The organism is Micromonospora sp. LOL_024 (assembly GCF_048060415.1).
Lineage (GTDB): Bacteria > Actinomycetota > Actinomycetes > Mycobacteriales > Micromonosporaceae > Micromonospora.
The window spans coordinates 67,244-74,220 of sequence record NZ_JBHMIS010000025.1; the positions used below are offsets into that span (position 1 = coordinate 67,244).

The 6,977-nt window shown below is 64.8% G+C and carries 6 protein-coding genes; 3 read left to right on the plus strand and 3 right to left on the minus strand.

Annotated features, from left to right (window positions below):
• The first annotated feature begins 201 nt into the window (after positions 1–201).
• Both ACFHWY_RS21850 and ACFHWY_RS21855 read left to right on the plus strand, forming a co-directional pair.
• Positions 202–1,263, plus strand: coding sequence for a LacI family DNA-binding transcriptional regulator (locus ACFHWY_RS21850; RefSeq protein WP_416582098.1), 1,062 nt, complete (start codon positions 202–204; stop codon positions 1,261–1,263).
• A 10-nt stretch (positions 1,264–1,273) separates the two neighbouring features.
• The gene (locus tag ACFHWY_RS21855) at positions 1,274–2,026 is read left to right on the plus strand and encodes an IclR family transcriptional regulator (RefSeq protein WP_416582099.1); all 753 of its coding nucleotides are present in this window, start codon (positions 1,274–1,276) and stop codon (positions 2,024–2,026) included.
• A gap of 166 nt (positions 2,027–2,192) precedes the next feature.
• On the opposite strand, the gene ACFHWY_RS21860 is transcribed toward ACFHWY_RS21855, so the two are convergent.
• The 3 genes from ACFHWY_RS21860 to ACFHWY_RS21870 all read right to left on the minus strand — a co-directional run bounded on the left by ACFHWY_RS21860 (position 2,193) and on the right by ACFHWY_RS21870 (position 5,651).
• On the minus strand, positions 2,193–2,963 hold the full coding sequence (locus tag ACFHWY_RS21860) for a polysaccharide lyase family 7 protein (RefSeq protein WP_416582100.1): 771 nt from the start codon (positions 2,961–2,963) through the stop codon (positions 2,193–2,195).
• A gap of 162 nt (positions 2,964–3,125) precedes the next feature.
• Positions 3,126–4,775: a group II intron reverse transcriptase/maturase gene (gene ltrA, locus ACFHWY_RS21865; RefSeq protein ID WP_416582101.1), complete on the minus strand. Its 1,650-nt coding sequence runs from the start codon at positions 4,773–4,775 to the stop codon at positions 3,126–3,128.
• A gap of 195 nt (positions 4,776–4,970) precedes the next feature.
• Complete coding sequence (locus ACFHWY_RS21870) at positions 4,971–5,651, minus strand: hypothetical protein (RefSeq protein WP_416582102.1); 681 nt, start codon at positions 5,649–5,651, stop codon at positions 4,971–4,973.
• Positions 5,652–5,967: 316 nt separating this feature from the next.
• Here ACFHWY_RS21870 and ACFHWY_RS21875 point away from each other — a divergent pair, with 316 nt between their 5' ends.
• On the plus strand, positions 5,968–6,738 hold the full coding sequence (locus tag ACFHWY_RS21875; protein WP_416582103.1) for a polysaccharide lyase family 7 protein: 771 nt from the start codon (positions 5,968–5,970) through the stop codon (positions 6,736–6,738).
• Positions 6,739–6,977 lie beyond the last annotated feature (239 nt).

Here is a 6,977-nt window from a genome sequence, read left to right on the forward strand (position 1 = left end):
TGCGGATTGTGATCGCTCAGTCATGCATCGATTTACTGGTACAACGTTGCAGCAAGGTTAGGAGCGAGGTGCAGCGCTGTCAATGGCTAGACACAGCGGCGAAACACCGGCTTAACTAAGAAGGCCAGGAGCGGTCACCGGCCAGTAAACCCCTACACTGAGGTCGTACCGTTCCGCCTGAACCAACGGGAGAAGCACGACGTGAGTGGTGTGACGATCTACCAGGTGGCCCGAGAGGCTGGCGTCTCGCCCAGCACCGTGTCGAACTTCCTGAACGGACGACCCGGCCGGATGCTCCCCCAGACCCGAACCCGCGTGGCCGACGCGATAGACCGGCTCGGCTATCGCCCCAACCGAGCGGCTCGGCAGCTGCGCACCGGCCGCATCCAGGTGGTCGGGCTGGTCGTGCCCTCGGTAGCGAACCCGTTCTGGGGCAACTTCGCTCGCTACCTGGAACGGGCCGCGCTGGCCGACGGCTACCACGTCCTGCTCTGCAACAGCGAACGGGAGCCGGACCGGGAGCGGCGGTACCTGGAAGAACTCTGGGCCGACGGCATCCGCGGGGTGGTGCTCTGCTCCTCATTGCCGTCACTGAACCACGTGCTGCCCCTGGTTGAGGCAGGGCTCAGCCTGGTCGCCTTCGACCGCACCGCACAGGCCGGCGACCCGGGCACCCTGGTGAACATCAGCGTCGACAACGTGGTGGGCGCCCACCTCGCCACCGCCCACCTGCTGGAACTCGGCCATCGTCGAATCGCGTTCGTCTCCGGATCGCTGCGCAGCGTCAACCGCCGGGAACGGTTCCGCGGCTTCACCGACGCGTTGGAACAAGCCGGGCTGGACCCGGCCGAGGCGCTCGTCTGGTCCGGCGGCGCGGAGCAGGAGCCGTACGGCGATCTCGACGCCGCCGGGCTCGGTCGGACCGCCGCGCACCAACTGCTACAAGCCGACGATCGCCCCACCGCCATCGTCGCCATCAACGACATGTGCGCCCTCGGCATCAGTGCGGGTATCCGAGATGCCGGACTGCGGGTTGGCAAAGACGTCTCCGTGGTCGGCTTCGACGACATCGTGCTCGCCGATTTGGCGGCACCACCCCTGACCACGGTCCGTCAGCCGATCGGCGACATGGCGGCGGCCGCCTTCCGGCACCTGCGTTCCCGGATCGATGGGGCCGAGGCCGGCCCCAGTCAGTCGCTGCTGCTCCGACCGGAACTGGTGGTACGCGCCTCGACCGGTCCGGCACCCGAACCCAGGGAGTAGGAACACGACAATGACGACAGGCGGCGCCCCCCGGGTCAAGTCGGCAGACCGCACCGTCGAGCTGCTGGAACTGCTCGCCGCCATGCCGGACCGGCGCACCCTCGTGGAACTCGCCCGGGATCTCGGAATTCCGAAGAGCAGCATGTATGGCTTGCTCCGCACCCTGGTACAGCGCGGATGGGTGGAGACCGACACCGGCGGATCCCGTTACGGTTTGGGTGTCCAGGCGCTACGCACCGGCGCCGCATACCTGCGCACCGATCGTGCGGTTCGGCGTCTCACTCCTGTCGTCGACTGGCTGCACCGGGAATTCGACACGACAGTACAACTGGGTCGGCTGGTCGGCGGGCACATGGTCTGCCTGCTGACACGGGAGAAGGCCGAGGTGCGACCAATGCTCCGGGCAGGATGGTCCTCCCCGGCCTACGCCACGGCGATGGGCCGGGTCGTGCTGGCCCGTGCCACAGGCGATGACGTGTCGCTGGCACGGATGCTGCCGGCCTCGGCCGCAACGACACCCGCGGCCCTCGACGCGCTGCGGCACGACCTCGCTCGGACGGTCGAGCGAGGACACGCTGTCGACGCGAGGCCGACCGACCCGGACCACGGCACCGGCGTAGCGGTGCCCGCCCCACCCAAACTCGGCCCGTACGACGCGATCGGCGTCTGCGCGCCCGCGGACACGCTGACGGAGCCGCAGGCTGGTGAGATCGCCGCGGCGATCCGGACGGCGATCAACGCCGGCCTGGCCGGCCGGCTATAACAATATTGGGAATCGCACGTTGCCCCTGCCGTCACGATCATGCGAGAAGCTACAACCAGTCCCGATGCCTGTCAATCGGCCACCTTTGCAAACTGCGTTCATGCCGAGCCGCGTCGGACATAGGAGACCGGGGCCCCCACTACCGGAGACCCCGACCCCTGTCCTGTCAGGAATGCGTGACGAGCAACTTGTACATGCTCACCTGACCGTAGTTGGAACTGCTACACGGAGATGAGTTGCCGCAGTTGGCCTGGGTATAGGCGCCGGCTTTGAAATAGTTGCCCGACGCGCTGTGTGAGATGGTCGTCTGAAGCGCGCCGTTGTAGTAGACCTTGATCTTGCCACCGCCGACGACGAACCTTCCCTCAAAGACCGTGTGCAACTTGTAGCTGCTGGTCACCAACTTGTGGTGGGTGGTATTACCCTTGGTGATGTAGAGATTGCTTCCTTCCAGGCGAAAAACGGTGACGTCGTCATCGCCGTCATGGATCTGAGCCCCGACGACGTGGGCCTTGTCGTTCGGGAGTTTGTTGAACGCCAGTCTGAAGGTCATGGTGTGCGTGCCCGAGGTGGCCGACCACGACGCGTTGGTGGTGCCGTTACTGGCCATTTCCCGCAGCTCGGATCGGGCGTAGCTGGAGTTGGGCGTGGTCACACCGTTGACCGGCGAACGAAACTGCACCCCGGTGCAGGCGGCGTTGACCATGTACCACGGGTTGGACGAGTAGGTCGCCAGTGCGGGCTGCTTGATCTCGGTCGGTGACCCCGCGGATCCGGTGGGCAGGGTGACCTTCCAGTTTCTCAGATTCAGTTGCTGAGCAGGATAGTCGCACGGAGCAGCGGCCGTGGCGACCCCCTGCCCGACGACGGGGGTGGCCAGGATCGCCATGGTTGCCAGCAGCGAGATGGCGAGTTTGCGTTTACCGGAGAACCTCATGACAGGTATTGCCTTTCGGACGTGGTGATGGACGACACTCATCGCGCAGCGTATCGACGACCAAGTCCGTCGCACTGTTACATAGCGGGCCCTTCGACGGATTTGTTCATAGGCGTGAACTGCGCGGCACCGGTGCCGAGTGAGATTAGAAGACATTATTAATCACGTCAATGCCCCATTGTATCGACGTCGCCAGTGGCTGCCTTCGGTGACGCCCCGGCCCGACCGGCGACTCGCCTGTGCGTACAGGTGACCGATGGGTACAGGATTCCCGTGACGCGGCGGCTTCGACGTCAGCGTGGGCGCAGATCCATCGATCGGTACTGAACTTGCGCGAGGTGCCGGGTTGGTCGGCCCGTGCGGTCGCCGACCTGCTCGACACCACCGATGCCCGGTGAACAACTCCCCGCAACGCGCCCGCGCTGATCCCCGGTATCGGTAGCGGGTGATCGCCACCGTGGCCGGGTTGAACAGTTCCCTTTCCTGGGTGGTGGGCCACCAGCCGCCGCCGCAGTAGCGTCGGCGGAGGTCCTTCCAGTTGATCCGGCGGTGTTTGCGGCGCAGCCATCTGATCACCCGGTCCCAGGTGTAGGAGCTCAGGTACTGGAAGGTGGCCTTGGACACGCCGGGCCGGAAGTAGGCGCACCAGCCCCGCAGCATCCGGTTGAGCTGGATGAGCAGGACGTCAAGCGACAGACTCGTGCTCGTCCTCCGGGTCCACGTGCCCATCACGGCCGCGACGGCCTTGCGGGACGGGTAGGTGTAGACATAGCACCGGTTGGTGCCCCGCTTGCGGTGACGCTGGATGCGCCAGCCGAGAAAGACGAGGCCGTCGTCGATGTGGGTGATCAGGGTCTTGGCCTCCGATAGGCGCAGGCCCATCGTCGCCAGGACCCCGGCGATCTCCTCCCGCATGACCTCGGCGTCGGCACGGCTGCCCGCCACCGTCAGGCACCAATCATCGGCGTACCTGATCAGCCGGTAGTTGGGCAGGCCATGACGGCGACGCCGGGCCCGTTCGGTCTGCGTCGAGGCGGGACCTCCCGGTGCGCGGGCGATGTGCTCGTCCAGCACCGATAGGGCCACGTTGCTCAGCAGCGGAGAGAGGATCGACCCTTGTGGGGTTCCGGTGTCGGTGTCTCGCAGCACGCGGTCCTCACCGAGGATGCCCGCCTTGAGGAACGCCTTCACCAGTGCCAGGACACGGTTGTCTGTGATCCGTTGCCGCACCCGGTCCATCAACGCCGGGTGCGAGATCTCGTCGAAACAGGCCGTGATGTCGCCCTCCACGATCCACTCATACGATTTGGACGTGAAGTAGCGGACCTCGGCCACCGCGTCGTGTGCCCGGCGTCCGGGACGGAACCCGTAGCTGCACGGGCGGAAGTCCGTTTCCCAAATCGGTTCGAGCACCAGCTTCAAGGATGCCTGGACCACCCGGTCGGTGATGGTCGCGATCCCCAACCGGCGGAACTTGCCGCCCGACTTGGGGATCATTCGCTCCCGCACCGGTAGTGGGCGGAAGCTGCGGTCCTTCAACGAGGTCCGTAGCCCGTCGAGGAATTCCTCGACCCCTCGCACCGCCTGGATGTAGTGGGCGGACTGGCCGTCCACCCCGGCGGTGCGTGCGCCCTTGTTGCCCCGCACCCGGTCCCACGCCACCAACAGGAACGCGGGATCGACGACGAGGTTGAACAGGTCACTGAACCTGCGATGAGGATCATCACGGGCCCACTGGTGCAGCTTCGTCTGGATCTCCAGTACCCGTCGCTCCGCCCGAAACAGGGCGGCCTCCAGCTCGTCGGTATTCACCGGCGACACCCTCCTGGTCTTCCAGCACGATCGCTGCTGACTTGCTGTTCCCCTTCGCCATGTACGCGCCTTTCGCGCGCTCGGACTACTACGGGAACTCCGCCACGACCCGGCCCCATCAGCCGACGACGTGCCTGCCCACCAACCCCACAAGGATCGGGCCGGGCGAGACCGGGTCGCTTCCCACGTTCACCATCATCCGGTCGATGAGGGAGCCGTCCAGCTATACCCCGACAGCATCGCCACGACTACGCCGCAGACCTTCACCGTGGCCTCCCCACCGGCCTTGAACACACCGGCTTCGGAGTCGCCACCACACCCGGTGGCGTGCGCTGCATCCCGGCCCAGATCCGCCAGGTTCGAGCCGGCGAGACAGTTACGGGGCGTCAGACACTGGTTTCTCGCGTACAGCTTCTCGTCTCGCTTGCCGAACCCGCACCGTCTGGCAGTACCGGCACGTCCCGGCGTTGTCGGGGCCGCTTCCCACCGCATCCCGCGTCCCCGCGACACGGCTGCCCCCAGCTTCAACCGGTCCGCTGCGACGGACCGGCGGCGGGGCCCTTCCATCCCCGCCCGGATCGATGACGCCTCGTGGCGCACGTTCAGGTTGTCCCAGACGCACACGACCGGGCCGCCGAGCTGCTGGTGGGCGGCATCCAGCAGGGCGATGTAGTCGCGTTCGCTGAAGCTGCGGCGCTCGTTCTTGCGGCCCCGATGGGTGATCGTGCGGTAGATGAACCGGGACCGCTGGCCGGGCCGGTAACAGGTCAGCCCGGCGATCGAGACGCGGCCGGAGGCTTGTAGAGAGATCTGTGTAACGGATTGAGATGAATATCCGTTATGGCCGGTAGGAGTCGGTCGACACAGATGGGACACCCGGGACAGACCCGGGACATCAGCCAACCCCCATCAACTTCGTTGAGCCGCAATGACCCTGCACGCGGGATGACCTCGAAGGCTCTACATCGGCCCGCACAGTGTCTACGGTCGCGGTTCACAAGTGTGTACGCACATCAACATTCCGAATATAAAACATTGACCTACATGACATGGTCACTTAACCTCATCGAGCGTCAGACCTGCACGGTTCGCGTCTATGAACATCCACCCAGAAACGCGTATGGCGTGACGCGCACGGCCGGCATCAATGCCGGTCCGTAACCACCACACCACCCGGAGAGGCGGATCCGCAATGAATCCCGTCCGTAAGCGCAGGCTCGCCACCGCAATATTGGCAACCCTGGCGGTCCTGGCCACCCCCGTCGTCTCGAACAGCACCGCCACCGCGGCCGCTCCCTGCGACTACCCCGCCCAGCAACTCAACCTCAAAAACTGGAAGGTCACGCTGCCGACCGGCTCGTCCGGCTCTCCGACCGAGATAAAGCAGCCCGCACTCGCCACCTTCTCCACGAACCCGGCTTTCATGGTCAACGCAGCCTGCACTGGAGTGCAGTTTCGCTCCCCGGTCAACGGAGTGACTACGAGCGGATCGAGTTACGCCCGCTCCGAACTACGGGAGATGACCAACAACGGCACAGCAAACGCCTCCTGGTCGGCCACTTCGGGCACTCACACCCTCACCGTCAGGCTGGCATTCAACAAGCTTCCGAACACCAAGCCGCACGTTGTGGGCGCTCAGATCCACGATGGCGACGACGACGTCACCGTCTTCCGCCTGGAGGGCAGCAGCCTCTACATCACCAAGGGCAACACCACTCACCACAAGCTGGTAACCAGCAGTTACAAGCTGCACACAGTTTTTGAGGCAAAGTTCGTCGTCAGCGGCGGCCAGATCAAGGCTTACTACAACGGCGCCCTCCAGACGACCATTCCGCACACGAAGTCCGGCAACTACTTCAAGTCCGGCGGATACACACAGGCAAACTGCGGAAACTCCTCTCCGTGCAGCAGTTCCAACTACGGGCAGGTAACCTTGTACAAACTACTCGTCTCGCATTCCTAGAAAACAACGCGAGTGCCGGTCCTTGAGAACTCGAGGCTCGGCACTCGCCATTTCCGCAACAACAGGCACGGCCGCCAACACGCGCAATCTCCCACGAAACACCCGACCGGCTCCTGACCCCCAGGGTCGCGCAGCCGGAACCTGTCAAGTCAACTGAGACAGTTTCTTGATTTTGTTTAGCTTTGTGCTGCTGGTTGGCTGGTCGTGGCCGGGGTGGTGGCTGGTTCGGGGTCGTGGTT